The sequence below is a fragment of the Rheinheimera sp. A13L genome (genome assembly GCF_000217935.1).
Taxonomy (GTDB): domain Bacteria; phylum Pseudomonadota; class Gammaproteobacteria; order Enterobacterales; family Alteromonadaceae; genus Pararheinheimera.
This window is the reverse complement of the sequence record NZ_AFHI01000016.1, coordinates 77,541-92,140: the sequence shown is the minus strand read 5'-3', so window position 1 is coordinate 92,140 and position 14,600 is coordinate 77,541. Positions and strand designations below refer to the sequence as shown.

Sequence of the window (14,600 nt, the reverse complement as noted above, 5' to 3'; positions counted from 1 at the left end):
CGCCTATCCAATTCAGGCATGAAAACCCAGATTGTTCCGTAATTATCGTAGTGGCGACCTTTATGGTCGCCCGCAACGGTATCGAAATGCGATATTAGACGGGCGGGGATAAACCCTGTCAGGCATTGGATTGTAATTTTAGACGGGCGGGTACAAGACCCGCCCCTACCACGAATTATTTTAACCTTTCCAGTTGCCCTTTACGGCGGATCAGGTTTTTGTAATCCCACTGAATATCACGGGCTTTTGCCAGCCAGCGCTGTAAATCCTCTGTATTCAATTGATTGCTGTGGCTATAGCGCTTTTCAGCGGCTTTAAAGCTGCCTTCAATCTTTAGCTCTGCTTCCTCAAAAGACTGACCACTCCAAAACAACAGCCGAATGCCACCTTTGAGTTTGCTGTAGCCAACAACAGGATTACCATCGAGAAACCACACCGGATGTGCATGCCAGATTTTATTTTCAGCTTCAGGTAAAGCTTTATCAATCTGCTCTGCTAACAGCTGACAAATCAGTTGTTCTTCAGCAGCTTGCGCCTGGTTATAGCTTTGAATATCCGGATGCATCATATCTCCGTTAGTCTGTCTCAGTTGGTGCAGGCAAGGCGCCAATTGACACCAAAACGTCCCGCACTATGGCTTCTCTTTTATAAAGATCCGCCATTCGATCTGGCGTGTCTATATTCAGCGCAAAAAATACAGGGCCTGTTGGCCACTCGACATAGCCCACCCACCAGCCAAAACGCCCTTCCCAGCCGGTTTTTGCTCTTAAGATCCAGTCCTTACCCGCTTCGTTCACCATCATATCTTTGATTAACAACTGATGTTCTTTAGCAAAAGGCAATTGATTCAGATAGAGTTTTTGTAAAAAAGCTATTTGTTCTTCTGCCGAAATAGCCAGGTTACCATCCACCCAATAGGTGCCTTTGTCTGTAGTCGGATTGGCATTGCCATAACCTATTTTACGCAGATACTCGCCTGCCCGCTTCTCCCCAATCTGCTTTGCAAATAGTTCATAGACCCAAACAGCAGAGGTTCGCATGGCCGAGCGTAAGTTCTGATCCTGATTGTGGCCTGCAAAACTACGCTCCACACCATCCCAACGAAATAGCTGAAATTCATCTTTTAAAGCACCAGCGTCCAGCGCCATTAAGCTATGAGGAATTTTAAAAGTAGAAGCCGGAGCCATACGTTGTTTGGCGCGCTCTGGATTAAATACCTGCAATGTAGCGGGTTTCGCCCGCTCATCCGAAATCACCAGCGTACCTTTGGCGTTAAATTTAGTGAACGTCGCTTGCCAGTCAGCCGTTTTTGCTGGCTCTGCTGCACTACAAAAAGACGCAGATGCTAAACATAAGATTGAAAAAGAAAGTTTTAGAACAGACACTTAGATTCCTTATAAAAAAGAGGTGAACTCAGATCCTGGCCTTTGATGCTGCTTGTCAGAATAAATTCAACGCTGCTCAACCTTTTTTTATATGCCCATCCTCAACAACAAGCCAATGGAGCACAACAGCACTATTTGCTTTCTTCGTACTTAAGTCCGTTGTCCGCATCCTGAGCGTCCACTGCATCCAGCACCTCAGAAAGGGATTTTTGTGCATGCAATTGACGAATTTCTTCAGAGCGCGCCAATTCAGCACGAATTTGCGTTTCGTTCAGATGTTCGTATTTATTGCCCAATATGCTGCGCACAGACTCATCCTGCAGCAGCAGATGCCGCATCGCTCTGTAATTGGCTTCGAAATTTAAATGGGTTCCAGCACTATTGGCTTCATACATGCCTTGCTGATAAACGGAGTACGCATAATCCCGGAATAAAATCTTACAGCTCTGAACGTCCACAATGTAATACTCTGGGCCGCTGTCGTCTTTTGCCCACTCGTCACGAATAGAGGTTTCGCCTGAATTGACAATCTCGCGCCTTTGGCTTTCAAAACGGGATTGGTAGACGCTGAAGTTGTCATGCACAAAATGATTGGCCGGATCAGCAACCAGGGCCGTAGTTTTTAAACACACTTTAGAGCTCTTGTCGCAGTAGTGGGTTTTCACAATGACCATAGCCGCTTTTTTATCTGGTGCTGTTTTTTTGCTGTGGTCGCACACATCTTGTTTAGTGTAAAAAGACGCCGACTCATTTTTTATCAAACGGGTGGGTAAAAGCAGATCGCTGTCCGCTTTAGCAGGCCATAGCGCCGCCACACTAAAAATAACGACACAAGAGTGCAAGGCTGTTTTCATAAATCTGTTCTCCGTAACTCATTCGTATGAATCGATGCAGTGATGCGCTTCAGCGCAGATACACCGATATCGCAGCAATTTACATTCCAAACTATAAGTCATTGAAATTTAGATATTAGTTAACTAAAGATAGGATAAGTAGCTAAAGTTTAGTCCGAATTCGGACGCTATTTCCGGATCCGGACCTTTGTTTGGCTCCCCATCTAACAACTATTGAGTTGCTGTAAAACGGTAGTATGGTCACCTTGGCCTGTTGCGCTGCAGCGTTACGGCACATACAAGCGACAGGCTTTTTCAAACCCGTAATGAGCCACGAAATCCTCTGACGCCATAATAAGACTGAGCGCCATTGTGGTAGATAAATACACGGCCATATCGGTAGTCGCCAAAAATAGCACCATCCAAAGCACGAATTGCAGCAGGTGTTGCTAACCAGCTGGAGGTTTTGCTATCGAATGGGCCAAACTGCTGTAAATAACGGTATTCATCTTCGGTCAGCAGCTCAATACCCATAGCAGCAGCCATATCCAGCACGCTGTTGGCTGGTTTATGTTCTTTTCTGGAATCTAAAGCTTCACGGTCATAACATAAGCTTCTGCGCCCTTTCGGGCTTTCGGCTGCACAGTCAAAAAAGATAAACTCGCCGCTTTGTTCATCAAGCCCTACAACATCGGGTTCGCCGCCTGTTGCTTCCATTTCATAAAGCGACTTTAGTTTATCCGGACTAACCTCAAGCCTGGCCTGAACTCTGGCCCAATCGAGCCCGGCATGGCGGTTTTTGTGTTTTTCAAAGCGTGTTTTTAATAGCTGGATCAGCGCAGAGTGGTCAAAGTTATCCGAATCATCTGACTCTGTTGTCATTTTATAAGCCCAGTACGGTTTCTAATTTTTTTGTATCAATATGTTTATGCAATCCAGCAAGAGCCTGCGCAACATTGGGATTTGCAAATAATTCTTTACCTGCAACTTGCCCAAATGCATTAAAGCCCTGCTCTACCGCAGCAGCACCTTCGTACTGAATGGCTTTTTTTGCTTGTGTCACACAGGTTTCTGTCATCAGGCGTACAAACATCTCAGCTGCGGCTTTATTCACTGTATCACGCTGAGCTTCAGTCACATTCGACATGGAAGCCACATCGGGGTGCAACGCCATCGAAGTAAACATCCATCTCACCAGCAAAGTTTTGTCATTTTCTGTTGAGGATTCCACCAGACAACGAGATAAGTCGTCGGAATAGACTCCAGCCTGAGAACTGACTGAAAAGCCAAGCAAAACCACTGATATCCATTTTTTCAAATTAATCTGCATTTGATTCTCCCTTGTTGATGAGTTTTGTCTGCCACTATGGCTATGCAATTAGAATGTCGCTTACGTTGAACGCTAAGTGCCTCAACTCATTCCGATCCTCTAAACTATTGCTTATGCAAAGTAAAAATCGTAACACCCTGAGTTGCAGCAGCTTTTGTAGACAAAATCTTATAGTAACCAAGCGATATGCCGTTTTGTTCAAAGGCATAACTTAAGGTATTTGGTTTTTTCACAAACACAAGATCTGATACAGCCTCTGACAGCCCAATATCAATTAATTCTTCATACATACGAAAGTACTCTGGTTGAACGGCTACAGCGTCAATCACTAAAAAGTCCATCTCTTATCCTGTATTAATCCATTGTTGTATTCACTCCAAACTAAGGGGAAAACCACATCAATTCAACCACTTTTTCTAAACTCCACTGTTCAGAAAAGTAAAAAGGCAGCGATTAAGAAAACCGCTGCCTTTGTTTCAGACCCAATTGAAAATGCTGGTTTTTAGTTTAAATCAAAGCGGTCAGCATTCATGACTTTGTTCCAGGCGGCCACAAAGTCACGGACAAACTTTTGCTTGTTATCCTGCTGGGCATAAACTTCAACCAAAGCGCGCAACTGAGAGTTAGAACCAAACACCAGATCAACTCTGGTTGCAGTCCATTTTGCAGCGCCGGTTTTGCGATCTCTGCCTTCAAACAACTCAGCCTCAGGGGAGACCGGAGTCCAGGCTGTGCTCATATCCAGCAAGTTGACAAAAAAGTCGGTACTTAAGGTATCTGCTTGTTTGGTCAATACACCGTGTTGGGTTTTATCCGCATTAATATTCAGTACTCGCAAACCGCCGAGCAGAGCTGTCATTTGCGGTGCTGTTAAAGTTAACAACTGAGCTTTATCCAGCAATAACTCTTCTGCTTTTACAGAGAATCTGCTCTTTTGATAGTTACGGAAACCATCAGCTACAGGCTCCATCACTGCAAATGACTCTGTATCTGTTTGCTCTTGTGTCGCATCAGTGCGGCCCGGAGCGAAAGGTACCTCTATAACTACACCAGCATTTTTAGCGGCTTGTTCTATAGCTGCTGCACCTGAGAGCACAATTAAATCCGCCAGCGAAACTTTACGGCTATGTGACTGGCTATTAAAAGAGGCCTGAATTTGTTCAAGCACGGCCAGTACTTTGCTTAATTGAGCAGGCTGATTTACAGCCCAGTCTTTTTGTGGAGCCAGACGAATACGGGCTCCGTTTGCGCCACCCCTTTTATCTGAACCACGGAAGGTTGAAGCTGAAGCCCATGCCACTGACACCAATTCTGATATGGATAAACCAGAAGCCAGGACCTGGCTTTTTAGCGCAGCTATATCTTGTGCGTTCATCAGCTCGTTTACCACTGCAGGCACAGGGTCTTGCCAAATTAACTCTTCAGATGGCACTTCAGGGCCTAAATAACGCGCCAAAGGCCCCATATCGCGGTGAGTCAGTTTAAACCAGGCCCGCGCGAACGCATCGGCAAATTCTTGCGGATTCTGGTGGAAACGTCGTGAAATAGGCTCGTAAATCGGGTCCATTTTCAGCGCCAGATCGGCTGTCGTCATCATAGGAGCATGACGTATGGATGGGTCATGGGCATCAGGCACAGCTGTTGCGGCAGACTCGTCAGTTGGGATCCATTGATGAGCGCCGGCCGGACTTTTCACCAGTTTCCAGTCAAAACCAAATAAGGTATCAAAGTAGCTGTTATCCCATTGGGTTGGCGTTGGAGTCCAGGCACCTTCAATACCGCTGGTAATGGTATGCACACCTTTACCTGTACCAAAAGCGTTTTTCCAGCCTAAGCCCATCTCCTCCAGGGCAGCAGCTTCAGGTTCAGCCCCAACTAAAGAGGCATCACCAGCGCCATGGCATTTACCAAAAGTATGACCACCAGCCACTAAGGCTACTGTTTCTTCATCATTCATCGCCATACGGGCAAAAGTTTCACGAATATCACGGCCTGAAGCCACAGGATCCGGGTTGCCATTCGGGCCTTCAGGATTGACATAAATCAGCCCCATTTGCACTGCGGCTAAAGGGTTTTCCAGTTCACGGTCACCCTCATAACGTTTGTCGCCCAACCACTCGGTTTCCACACCCCAGTAAATATCTTCTTCCGGAGCCCAGATATCTTCGCGACCACCGGCAAAACCAAAGGTTTTAAAGCCCATAGATTCCAGCGCACAGTTACCCGCCAAAATCATTAAATCGGCCCAGGACAACTGATTACCGTACTTTTGTTTGATTGGCCATAATAAGCGGCGGGCTTTATCCAGATTGCCGTTATCCGGCCAGCTGTTTAAAGGTGCAAAACGTTGTGAACCAGAAGATGCGCCGCCTCTGCCATCTGATGTGCGGTAAGTGCCAGCGCTGTGCCAGGCCATACGAATAAACAGCGGACCATAATGACCATAATCTGCTGGCCACCAGTCTTGTGAGTCTGTCATCAGCGCATATAAATCTTGCTTCACAGCGGCCAGATCGAGCTTTTTAAAGGCTTGTGCGTAATTAAACGGCTGATCCATTGGGTCGGATAACGAAGAGTGTTGATGTAAAATACTTAAATTCAGTTGGTTCGGCCACCAGTCGCGGTTTGAAGTACCACCGGCCGCTGACTTGGTTAAAGCACCGTGCATCACAGGGCATTTGCCTGCGCTGTTTTCGTTGTTTCCCATCTTTTTCTCCACTTGTTGCTGTTATAAATGGAATAGATCCATCAAAAGGCGATAACTCTGCAACTGGAACCTGCACATCCACGCGGGTTATCGATAACGACCAGATTGTTTTGATCCAAAACACCGGTCCAGGCTAGTACTGAAATTGAGTGACATCAGCTGAACTCAGCCACTCTTAAGCTTTATGCCCGACATCATTTTACCTGTCCCAGACCTGAGGCATAATGAAAAAATTCAATGTCTTCAATCACATTTTTAGATGTGACAACCTATGGGCACAAAACAGAGACCTCATAAAAATAGCCTAAGAGATACAGATGACAACTAAGTGAAGGCGGAAATGGCTGGCAGAACGTTCATAAAACAAGCCAGTAGTGTGTTTTTCTGAAGATAAAAAAAACGCGCTTAGCAGCAATCTAAGCGCGTTAAAGGGGTTACGTTTTTTACAACCACAAACTCAGCAAAACCTGTGGCCAGTCTTCAGCACCATTATTTGGTGTATACAGCTCCACTCAAACTTAAAGCGCGGCCAATCTGAATTAAAAACTGATTGATGCGACGCACCAACAGCAGAGAAGATACGCTGCGCTCTGTCGTGCTAACGTTCGATTTTTCTACTGTGGTATTGATACTGTTCATAGCCAACCTCGTTAAGTATGAGAAAGTGTTTTTCTGAAAACATGGTTATTATGCTGCAAATTTAATCAGGCGACGAACGAGATAAATTAGGTTTTGACATTAGTTTTTTTAATGAAAATAAATTTATTTCCGTTGCATTTATTCAGCCAGCTTTCATAGTGGTTACTCATTAAAATAAACAAGAAGCAATAAAAATGTTAAAAAACAGCTAAATATGCAAGTTTTACCTTCTAACTCCAATAAAAAAGGCACAACCAGTTTATAGTTATGCCCTTTCCCGATCCGATTTATAAATTAGCTGTTCTAATAAAATATAAAGGTACAAGCAAATAGAGAGGTTAAAGCTCTGCTGCTAAATTAAGCAGCCATGTCATCTGCAACTTCTGTCACCTCTTCAAGCACAGCTGCGGCTTTAGTACTTTGTGCAGCACCCTGCTCTTTTGCTTTGTCTTTCACTTGCTCTTTGTCAGCAACCTGAGTTTTATTGTGTTTGGTTTTCTGATTCAAGGTTTGGATCACCAGCTCTTTTTGCTGAGCTAAATACAGCGCCAGATCTTCGCGTTGTTGCTCATCAGGGATCAGTTCACTTTGACCCAGCATTAAAAACAGTTCGTCAGCAATATCCAGCATACGGTCATAGGCGTCTGCTTCAGGCTTTGAACTAAAGGTCATTTTTTCTACTCCAGCACGCTCAACAATGTATTTAATAATAACGGCCATAAATCCTCCTGCTTTTGATACTGAACATTTATACAGCAACCACTGTTTATTTGTCCAGTGGTATTTGTAAAAAATACGCATCGCCTCTTTTCTGCTTTTGCCGTAGCATTAAAGTGATGATTTAACCTGCCATCAGGTTAAGAATTTCAGGTTAGTGTCAGAAGGATTTTGTATGCAGCATCTGTGGGCCGAACGCCGTCTTGCCGAACTTAGTCAAAGACCAAACGATCACCGTACGCCATGGCAAAGAGACAGAGCCAGAATTCTGCATTCGGCTGCTTTTCGCCGTCTTCAGGCCAAAACCCAGATTATGGGCATAGGCCAGAATGACTTCTATCGAACCCGCCTGACTCACTCTTTAGAAGCCGCACAAATAGGTACTGCTTTAGTAGCCCAACTCAGTTACCAGCAGGACGATCCGGCGCTTCGGGCTTTATTAGCACAAGACAGCCTGATGGAAGCCTTATGTCTGGCGCACGATTTAGGCCATCCGCCTTTTGGTCATGGTGGAGAAAAAGCACTCAATGCCTGTATGCAGCATTTTGGTGGTTTTGAAGGCAACGGCCAGACTTTGCGTATTGTTGGCAAACTGGAACCCTATACAGCCTGTGGTGGTATGAATTTAAGCCGCCGTACTTTATTGGGTTTATTAAAGTATCCGATAGTGCAGCCAACACCGGGCGAATTCAGCAAGGGTTTAACAGTCAAACCCTGCAAAGCTATTTATGCGGATGACAGCGACTTACTCGACTGGATCTTAAACCCTTTATCAGAGTCTGATCGCAACGCTTTTCAGCGCACAGAAACCCTGGCTAAAGCACCCTTTTTAAAATCGCTGCATAAGTCGCTCGATGCCTCCATTATGGAACTGGCCGACGATATCGCCTACGGTGTACACGACTTAGAAGATGCAATAGTCACAGGCACAGTCACTATTGAGCACTGGCGTCGTTTGGCTGAACCAGAAATGGCGAAGTTGCCAACAGAGATTGCCAGCGCTTTGAAACATATCAGCCTGAAATTATTTATGCCCGAACATCATATTCGTAAAGATGCTATTGGTGCATTGGTGAATTTGTTGATCACCAGCATAGAGTTGTATCAGTCGCTGCCGGACACCCGGGATCTATTAATACGCTACAACGCCCGTTTGCCTGAACCACAACAACAGTTGCTGCAACTATTAAAAAGTTTTGTCTATGAGGCCGTAATTTTATCGCCCGATGTGCAAAGGGGTGAATACAAAGGCCAGCAAATAGTGCGTTCATTGTTTGAAGCTTTTAGCTCAGATGCAGAACGTTTATTACCGGCTAATACAAAAAATCGCTGGCTTATGGCGGATAGCGAACAGAGCAAGATGCGGGTTATTTGCGATTATGTGTCTGGTATGACAGATGAATATGCGCTGCGTATGCATCAACAATTATTTGCCGCAACTTTGTAAGTTCTATAGGTAAAAACGAAGGAAAAAATTCGGGTGACAGTGTCGACATTAAGAGTACTGGCGGGAGCCTCGGCCTTTGAGCATCTGCAACAACATGGCTTACGTCAGCAGGATATAAATTTAGTTTTAGGTGCCAGTGGCGGCCCCAAATGGTTTTGTTTATTTGGTTTGGATCAGTATCTGTTTGGCGAGTTTTTTAAAGAAAGAAGTACGCCTTTATCTTTAGTCGGCAGTTCAGCTGGTGCCTGGCGTTTTGCTTGTGTCACGCAGCAAAACCCTGCAGCGGCTTCTGAACGTTTTGCCAAAGCGTACAGCAGTTTATGTTTTCCACCTAAAGCCAGCGTAGATCTGATTACCTCCACTTCAGCTGCTGTATTGGATCAGGTATTCCCTACAGAGGACTGCATTCTGCAAGTGTTGAATCATCCTGTGCTGCAGCTGAATTTTATAACTGCCCGTGAAGTGAAGATCCGAAAGTCGCAGCACAAGGCCGCACAAATCCGACGTTTGCTATTCGCGGCTGGCGCAAATTTTCTAAGACCTGCTTTACTGCAACGATTTTATAAAAGAGTGGTGATGCAAAACCACTCTGATACCGGCTTGCTACAACAAGTGCCCCACGAAGCTTATCAGCTTACGCCTGATAATTTTAAAACCAGTTTATTGGCTTCAGGCTCTATTCCTATGGTGATGCATCCAGTCAAAGATCCAGCTGGTTTACCCACAGGTTTGTATATGGACGGCGGCTTGCTGGATTACCATCTTTCCCTGCCTTATCAGCAGGATGGGTTAATCTTATATCCACACTTTTATCCGTACCTGATCCCCGGCTGGTTTGATAAATCCTTGCCGTGGCGCCGCGCTAAAGCTGCACAGATGGATAAGATGATCCTGATTTGCCCGTCGGAACACTGGGTGAAATCTTTACCTTACGGTAAAATTCCGGACCGTAAAGATTTCATCAAATTAACAGACGAGCAGCGTCTGGATTATTGGGCCACAGTGCTGGAACGTTCAAAAGAATTGGCTGACGATTTACGCAGTGGTCACTATAAAGTGGAGCGGCTAAGTTAAGCCGCTCTTTTGTTTTTACAACGAGTAGTCTTTCACCAGCTGCAGAGCTTCTTTAGCTGGAGCAAAACCCTCAACATTGATTTGTTGCGGCTGGCCTTTGTAGTTTTCAAACCATAACTTCAGTACCTGATCAGCACCAGGATATATAGCCCTCAGACTTTCAATGGAATGGATCTGCTGATAATCAGCACCAAGCGGCACGGCCAGCAATTTATCATCGCCCTCACCCTGATCCTTCATCCGCATCAGGCCTATTAAACGCACCTGAACCACTGAACCTTTGTCGATGGCAGGACCAAGCACCAGCACATCCAAAGGATCTCCATCCCCACCTTTAGCAACAGGATATAAAGTAGAAGGAATAATGCCGTAATTAGCAGGATACGGCAGGTAGTTTACCTTGCGTGGTTTTCCGTCTTTCAACTCCCACTCCAGCTTGAGTGGCTGGCTTTTGGATTGTTGCCACTTCGCCACCTGACCCGCAGGAATTTCAATCAAAGCCTGAACCTGACCTGCCGCATCTGTTGCTTTGGGAAGTTGCTGCAGACCCGTATCCAGCAGCAGTTCTGATCCAAACCTTTGTGGGCCACAGGATAAAGCCATGCCTCTCATGTGTAGTGATAAGCCTAGACGACCTGGCTTATCCGCTGCACATAACAACTGATCCAGCCGCTGATAATCCGCTTTGCCTGTCCAGCCCAGTTGTGCTGCGGTAAAACCATGACTGATGCTGGTTGTGGCCTTCAAACCCAACATATGGGCATGAATACGTTCCAGCCACTGCACCAAAGCTGCCGCAGACTTGTAGCCAGGAAAAGTCAGTTCTGGCTGCTGACGTAAATAGTCTGCCCAATAAAACTCCACAAAAGGCAAAGCAGGTTTTGGTTTTTTCCAGACGCCACCCTGCAGAAAATAAGCAGCCCCACGATAAGGATCGTTGTGTAATGCCGCCCTGCCCAACTGCTTTGGCCATTGCTGTGCTGGCAGCGCTTTGCCATTGGCATCTTTGGGCCAGGATAAACCTTGTGCCACTAACTGGCGTAAAAAGTCGTGATTATTGGCTGACTGATGCTGCGCTTTATCAAACACATCCGTGACCAACACTGATACTTTCAGTTCAGCTCCCACGTAATCGTACAAAGCGGAAAAACCATGATGACCATCGGTCAGATACAGCTGCTGGTCTGGCCCCAGCACTACAGTATTCATTGCTGATTTTTTCTGCTTTTTGCCTTTTTCTTTGCCAAGGCATTGATATGAATCTGATTGTAATAAAGATGGCTCTGCTTTTAGCTCTACTTTTTTACCCCAGCCACTCATTTCACAAAAATCTTCCACCAGCTTTTTGTGGTCGTTACGATAGCTGGCTAATTTGTAATTCACCTGATCATGAGCAATCACAGCCTGGGTAGGTTTTAAATCAGCCAACCTGACTTCCAGCACATCCCCGGCTTGAATGGGTGCGGCGTTTAACTGAAAAGCGCAGCTAAGCACCAGCATAGATTTTAAACAATGACGAAACACAGTCTGTCCTTATTACTTATCAAACAATCAGTTTGTTTATTCAAAAGCCGACACTACAAGAGCAAGGCTGTTGCTGTCATCAAAAAAAAGTGGTGTCACGAAAACTTCATACTGAATTGATAGTCTCCCCCGCAATTAAAAAAACTCGGGGAATCAGCATGTTAATAAAAAGTTTCAAAAAGAATTCGATAAAAGTGGCGATGTTAGGGCTGGGTTTACCTTTAGCAGCCTATGTGCAGGCCGCTCAGACAGTGGAAGGTGTAGTACAAAAAGCTGGCTCAGGTGTGGTACTGGCAGGCGCAGCAGTGAAAGTAAAAGAAACAGGCCAGCAGGTATTTACCGATGCATCGGGTCGCTTTGTATTACGTAACCTGACTGCTGATCAGGTGACACTGGAAATTAATTACATTGGCTTGCCTGTCGTCACTCAGACAGTACAGACGGCCAACAACCAAAACCTGACCATCCAGTTAGACGATTTGGAACGACTGACTGTTGTGGGTCAGCGTCAGGCACAAAATAAAGCACTGAACCTGTATCGTGCCTCCGACAGCATCACTAATTTTATCGCTTCAGACGATATGGGCCAGTTTGTGGATCAAAACGTTGCTGAATCCTTACAACGTTTAGCCGGTACTTCGATCAGCCGCGATCAGGGCGAAGGTCGTTTTGTCAGTATCCGTGGTATAGCTGCAGGTTTAAGCAACGTGACAGTGAACGGTATGCGTATTGGTACTCCTGAAGGCAGTTCACGCGCCGTGCCATTGGATGTGATTCCAACAGGTTCGATTGAAGGTATTTCTGTCACCAAAGCTCCTACCCCTGATATGGCTGGCGATGCCATTGGTGGTGCTGTGGACGTGAAATCAGCCTCAGCCTTTGATCGGGATGGTGCTCAGTTGCGTTACAGAGCTGAAGGGTCTTACAATGAACTCAGTGGCGACACCAGTCCAAAATTCAGTGTCAATGCCAGCGATGTATTTAGCTTAGCTGGTGATAAAAAAGATTTTGGCGTGTCTTTTGGTTTGAACTACCTGGATCGCAAGCTGGAGTCCGACAATCAGGAAGCAGAATACGATAAGGTTGATTTTGGCGATGATGAAACTTTTGCATTGCTTGAACTGCAGCAACGTAAATATTTCGTCAACCGCGAACGTATCGGCAGCAATCTGAATCTGGAATACAGACCAGATAACAATAATAAATTTTTCCTTAATACGGTGTTCAGCCGTTTCAGCGATGCCGAAACCCGTCAGCGCAGTATTTATGTATTCGAAGATGGTACCTTGACCGACTTCGACGGTCAGCAGGCAACAGTATCTGAACTGGCACCTGATGCAGTGCGTAAACGTATACGCTTTCGCACTAAAGAGCAGGACACGCTTGCAGTCAGCTTAGGCGGTGACCATATTCAGGACAGCTATAACCTGGATTATTATGCTGGTATTTCCATTACCAAAGAGCGTGTCTTAGACGAAAACGAAGGCCGTTTTGAATTTGATGGGGATGAGTTGGAAGCCACCTACACTATAGGCAGTGGTGTGCCTCGTTTTAGCATTTTACGTAATGGTGTGGCAGATACCACCCATCTGGACAATGCCAATTATGTCTTAGATCGGGCAGTCCTCGAACCAATCAAGGTAGATGACAACGAATACAATCTGGGTGCAAACCTGGAGTTGCCTTATTTTGCCGGCAACAGCAATTTCACCTTAAAAACCGGTGTGGATTTACGCTGGAAAGACAAAGATACAGATTCAGATATCACAGAACTCCGATCTGTGCCTGACGCACTGCTGTCTGAATTTACCGGCCCTACCCCAAAATTTGGTTTAGGTAATCTGGGCCAGGGGGTCAGCTCTTCACGTTATATCCAGTTTTTTAATCAAAACAGAGCAGACTTTAATGCCCGTCCACGGGATCAGGTGGCCAATCAATTGACAGAGCTGGGTGAAGACTTTGTGGCTGATGAAGATGTGCAGGCCGCTTATCTGATGGGTACTTACGATGGTGACAACTGGCGTTTGATTGCGGGTGCCAGGGTTGAACGCACAGATTACTCTGCCACAGGGAACCAGCTGGAACTGGATGAAGATGGCGATTTGACTATTTCTCAGCGCTTTGTTTCTTCTGATTACACCAACGTGTTGCCGGGCCTGCATTTCCATTATGAGCTGGCCGAGGATCTGATGTTACGCACCGCCTGGACTAACACTATTGCCAGACCAAGCTTTAACGACATATCCCCACGAGCTTCTATTGATGTGGAAGAAAACGAAGTAAGCCTGGGTAATCCTGAGCTGGACCCATACGAAGCGATGAACTACGACCTGATGCTGGATTGGTATTATGGCGAAGGTAGCTTGTTATCTGCTGGTATCTTCTATAAAGACATCGACAATTTTATTGTTGAACAGACCCGCAACGATGTACCAGAGTTTGCCGGTTTTGATGTCACTATGCCAATCAACGCTTTAGGTGCTTCGGTAAAAGGCCTGGAGTTTAATGTACAGCATAGCTTTAGCGATGAAGCCCTGCGTGGCTTTTTAGTTGGCGCAAACATGACTTTGTTGGACACCGACCTGGCAGTGCCAGACCGTGCTGGTGAGTCATTCAGCCTGCCTGAGTCTGCAGAAAAAGCCGGTAACCTGTTTTTCGGTTATGAAAACGATGTGTTCAGCGCCAGAGCCAGCTTGTCTTATAGGGATAAATTCTTAAGTGAAGTGGGCGATAGTGCTATGTACGATATTTATGTCGCAGAGCATACTCAGGTCGATATCACAGCGTCTTATAAACTGAGCAAAAACCTTGAACTGGTGACAGAGTTGGTTAACCTGACTGATGAACCACTGGAACTTTATCAGGGCACTAAAGACTACAACTTCCAGTATGAAGAATACGGCATGACTGTAGCTTTTGGTGTCAAAGGCAAGTTCTGATGCAA

At 45.7% G+C, this 14,600-nt stretch carries 13 protein-coding genes; 3 read left to right on the top strand and 10 right to left on the bottom strand.

Features of this window, described 5'->3' with window-relative positions:
• Positions 1 to 175: 175 nt before the first annotated feature.
• The 9 genes from RHEIN_RS10645 to RHEIN_RS21415 all read right to left on the bottom strand — a co-directional run bounded on the left by RHEIN_RS10645 (position 176) and on the right by RHEIN_RS21415 (position 7,614).
• A complete protein-coding gene (locus RHEIN_RS10645; protein ID WP_008898980.1) occupies positions 176 to 565 on the bottom strand; it encodes a DUF1801 domain-containing protein in 390 nt (129 codons plus the stop codon).
• 10 nt (positions 566 to 575) lie between these two features.
• On the bottom strand, positions 576 to 1,385 hold the full coding sequence (gene blaOXA / locus RHEIN_RS10640) for a class D beta-lactamase (protein ID WP_008898979.1): 810 nt from the start codon (positions 1,383 to 1,385) through the stop codon (positions 576 to 578).
• 131 nt (positions 1,386 to 1,516) lie between these two features.
• Positions 1,517 to 2,239: a hypothetical protein gene (locus RHEIN_RS10635; protein ID WP_008898978.1), complete on the bottom strand. Its 723-nt coding sequence runs from the start codon at positions 2,237 to 2,239 to the stop codon at positions 1,517 to 1,519.
• Positions 2,240 to 2,533: 294 nt separating this feature from the next.
• Positions 2,534 to 3,100, bottom strand: coding sequence for a DUF4256 domain-containing protein (locus RHEIN_RS10630; RefSeq protein WP_008898977.1), 567 nt, complete (start codon positions 3,098 to 3,100; stop codon positions 2,534 to 2,536).
• A gap of 1 nt (position 3,101) precedes the next feature.
• On the bottom strand, positions 3,102 to 3,548 hold the full coding sequence (locus RHEIN_RS10625; RefSeq protein WP_008898976.1) for a hypothetical protein: 447 nt from the start codon (positions 3,546 to 3,548) through the stop codon (positions 3,102 to 3,104).
• Positions 3,549 to 3,652: 104 nt separating this feature from the next.
• Entirely contained in the window at positions 3,653 to 3,889 is a 237-nt protein-coding gene (locus tag RHEIN_RS10620) for a hypothetical protein (RefSeq protein ID WP_008898975.1), read from the bottom strand.
• A gap of 161 nt (positions 3,890 to 4,050) precedes the next feature.
• Complete coding sequence (katG, locus tag RHEIN_RS10615) at positions 4,051 to 6,255, bottom strand: catalase/peroxidase HPI (RefSeq protein WP_008898974.1); 2,205 nt, start codon at positions 6,253 to 6,255, stop codon at positions 4,051 to 4,053.
• A gap of 489 nt (positions 6,256 to 6,744) precedes the next feature.
• On the bottom strand, positions 6,745 to 6,894 hold the full coding sequence (locus tag RHEIN_RS21045) for a hypothetical protein (RefSeq protein ID WP_008898973.1): 150 nt from the start codon (positions 6,892 to 6,894) through the stop codon (positions 6,745 to 6,747).
• A gap of 357 nt (positions 6,895 to 7,251) precedes the next feature.
• Positions 7,252 to 7,614, bottom strand: a complete 363-nt coding sequence (locus tag RHEIN_RS21415; protein ID WP_008898972.1) for a YebG family protein — start codon at positions 7,612 to 7,614, stop codon at positions 7,252 to 7,254.
• Positions 7,615 to 7,786: 172 nt separating this feature from the next.
• On the opposite strand from RHEIN_RS21415, the gene RHEIN_RS10605 reads away from it, so the two are divergent.
• Together RHEIN_RS10605 and RHEIN_RS10600 are read left to right on the top strand one after the other, a co-directional pair.
• Entirely contained in the window at positions 7,787 to 9,058 is a 1,272-nt protein-coding gene (locus RHEIN_RS10605) for an anti-phage deoxyguanosine triphosphatase (RefSeq protein ID WP_008898971.1), read from the top strand.
• Positions 9,059 to 9,091: 33 nt separating this feature from the next.
• A complete protein-coding gene (locus RHEIN_RS10600) occupies positions 9,092 to 10,132 on the top strand; it encodes a patatin-like phospholipase family protein (protein ID WP_008898970.1) in 1,041 nt (346 codons plus the stop codon).
• A gap of 15 nt (positions 10,133 to 10,147) precedes the next feature.
• Here the strand turns inward: RHEIN_RS10600 and RHEIN_RS20420 are convergent, their stop codons facing one another.
• Positions 10,148 to 11,656: a ParB-like protein gene (locus RHEIN_RS20420; protein ID WP_008898969.1), complete on the bottom strand. Its 1,509-nt coding sequence runs from the start codon at positions 11,654 to 11,656 to the stop codon at positions 10,148 to 10,150.
• Between the two features lie 158 nt (positions 11,657 to 11,814).
• Here RHEIN_RS20420 and RHEIN_RS10590 point away from each other — a divergent pair, with 158 nt between their 5' ends.
• Complete coding sequence (locus tag RHEIN_RS10590; protein ID WP_008898968.1) at positions 11,815 to 14,595, top strand: TonB-dependent receptor; 2,781 nt, start codon at positions 11,815 to 11,817, stop codon at positions 14,593 to 14,595.
• The last annotated feature ends 5 nt before the right edge of the window (positions 14,596 to 14,600 follow it).

Excerpts from the sequence above, each read along its gene's own strand:
- RHEIN_RS10645 (WP_008898980.1), bottom strand. The coding sequence starts at position 565 with ATGCATCCGGATATTCAAAGCTATAACCAGGCGCAAGCTGCTGAAGAA.
- RHEIN_RS10635 (WP_008898978.1), bottom strand. The coding sequence starts at position 2,239 with ATGAAAACAGCCTTGCACTCTTGTGTCGTTATTTTTAGTGTGGCGGCG.
- RHEIN_RS10630 (WP_008898977.1), bottom strand. The coding sequence starts at position 3,100 with ATGACAACAGAGTCAGATGATTCGGATAACTTTGACCACTCTGCGCTG.
- RHEIN_RS10625 (WP_008898976.1), bottom strand. The coding sequence starts at position 3,548 with ATGCAGATTAATTTGAAAAAATGGATATCAGTGGTTTTGCTTGGCTTT.
- RHEIN_RS10620 (WP_008898975.1), bottom strand. The coding sequence starts at position 3,889 with ATGGACTTTTTAGTGATTGACGCTGTAGCCGTTCAACCAGAGTACTTT.
- katG (WP_008898974.1), bottom strand. The coding sequence starts at position 6,255 with ATGGGAAACAACGAAAACAGCGCAGGCAAATGCCCTGTGATGCACGGT.
- RHEIN_RS21045 (WP_008898973.1), bottom strand. The coding sequence starts at position 6,894 with ATGAACAGTATCAATACCACAGTAGAAAAATCGAACGTTAGCACGACA.
- RHEIN_RS21415 (WP_008898972.1), bottom strand. The coding sequence starts at position 7,614 with ATGGCCGTTATTATTAAATACATTGTTGAGCGTGCTGGAGTAGAAAAA.
- RHEIN_RS10605 (WP_008898971.1), top strand. The coding sequence starts at position 7,787 with ATGCAGCATCTGTGGGCCGAACGCCGTCTTGCCGAACTTAGTCAAAGA.
- RHEIN_RS10590 (WP_008898968.1), top strand. The coding sequence starts at position 11,815 with ATGTTAATAAAAAGTTTCAAAAAGAATTCGATAAAAGTGGCGATGTTA.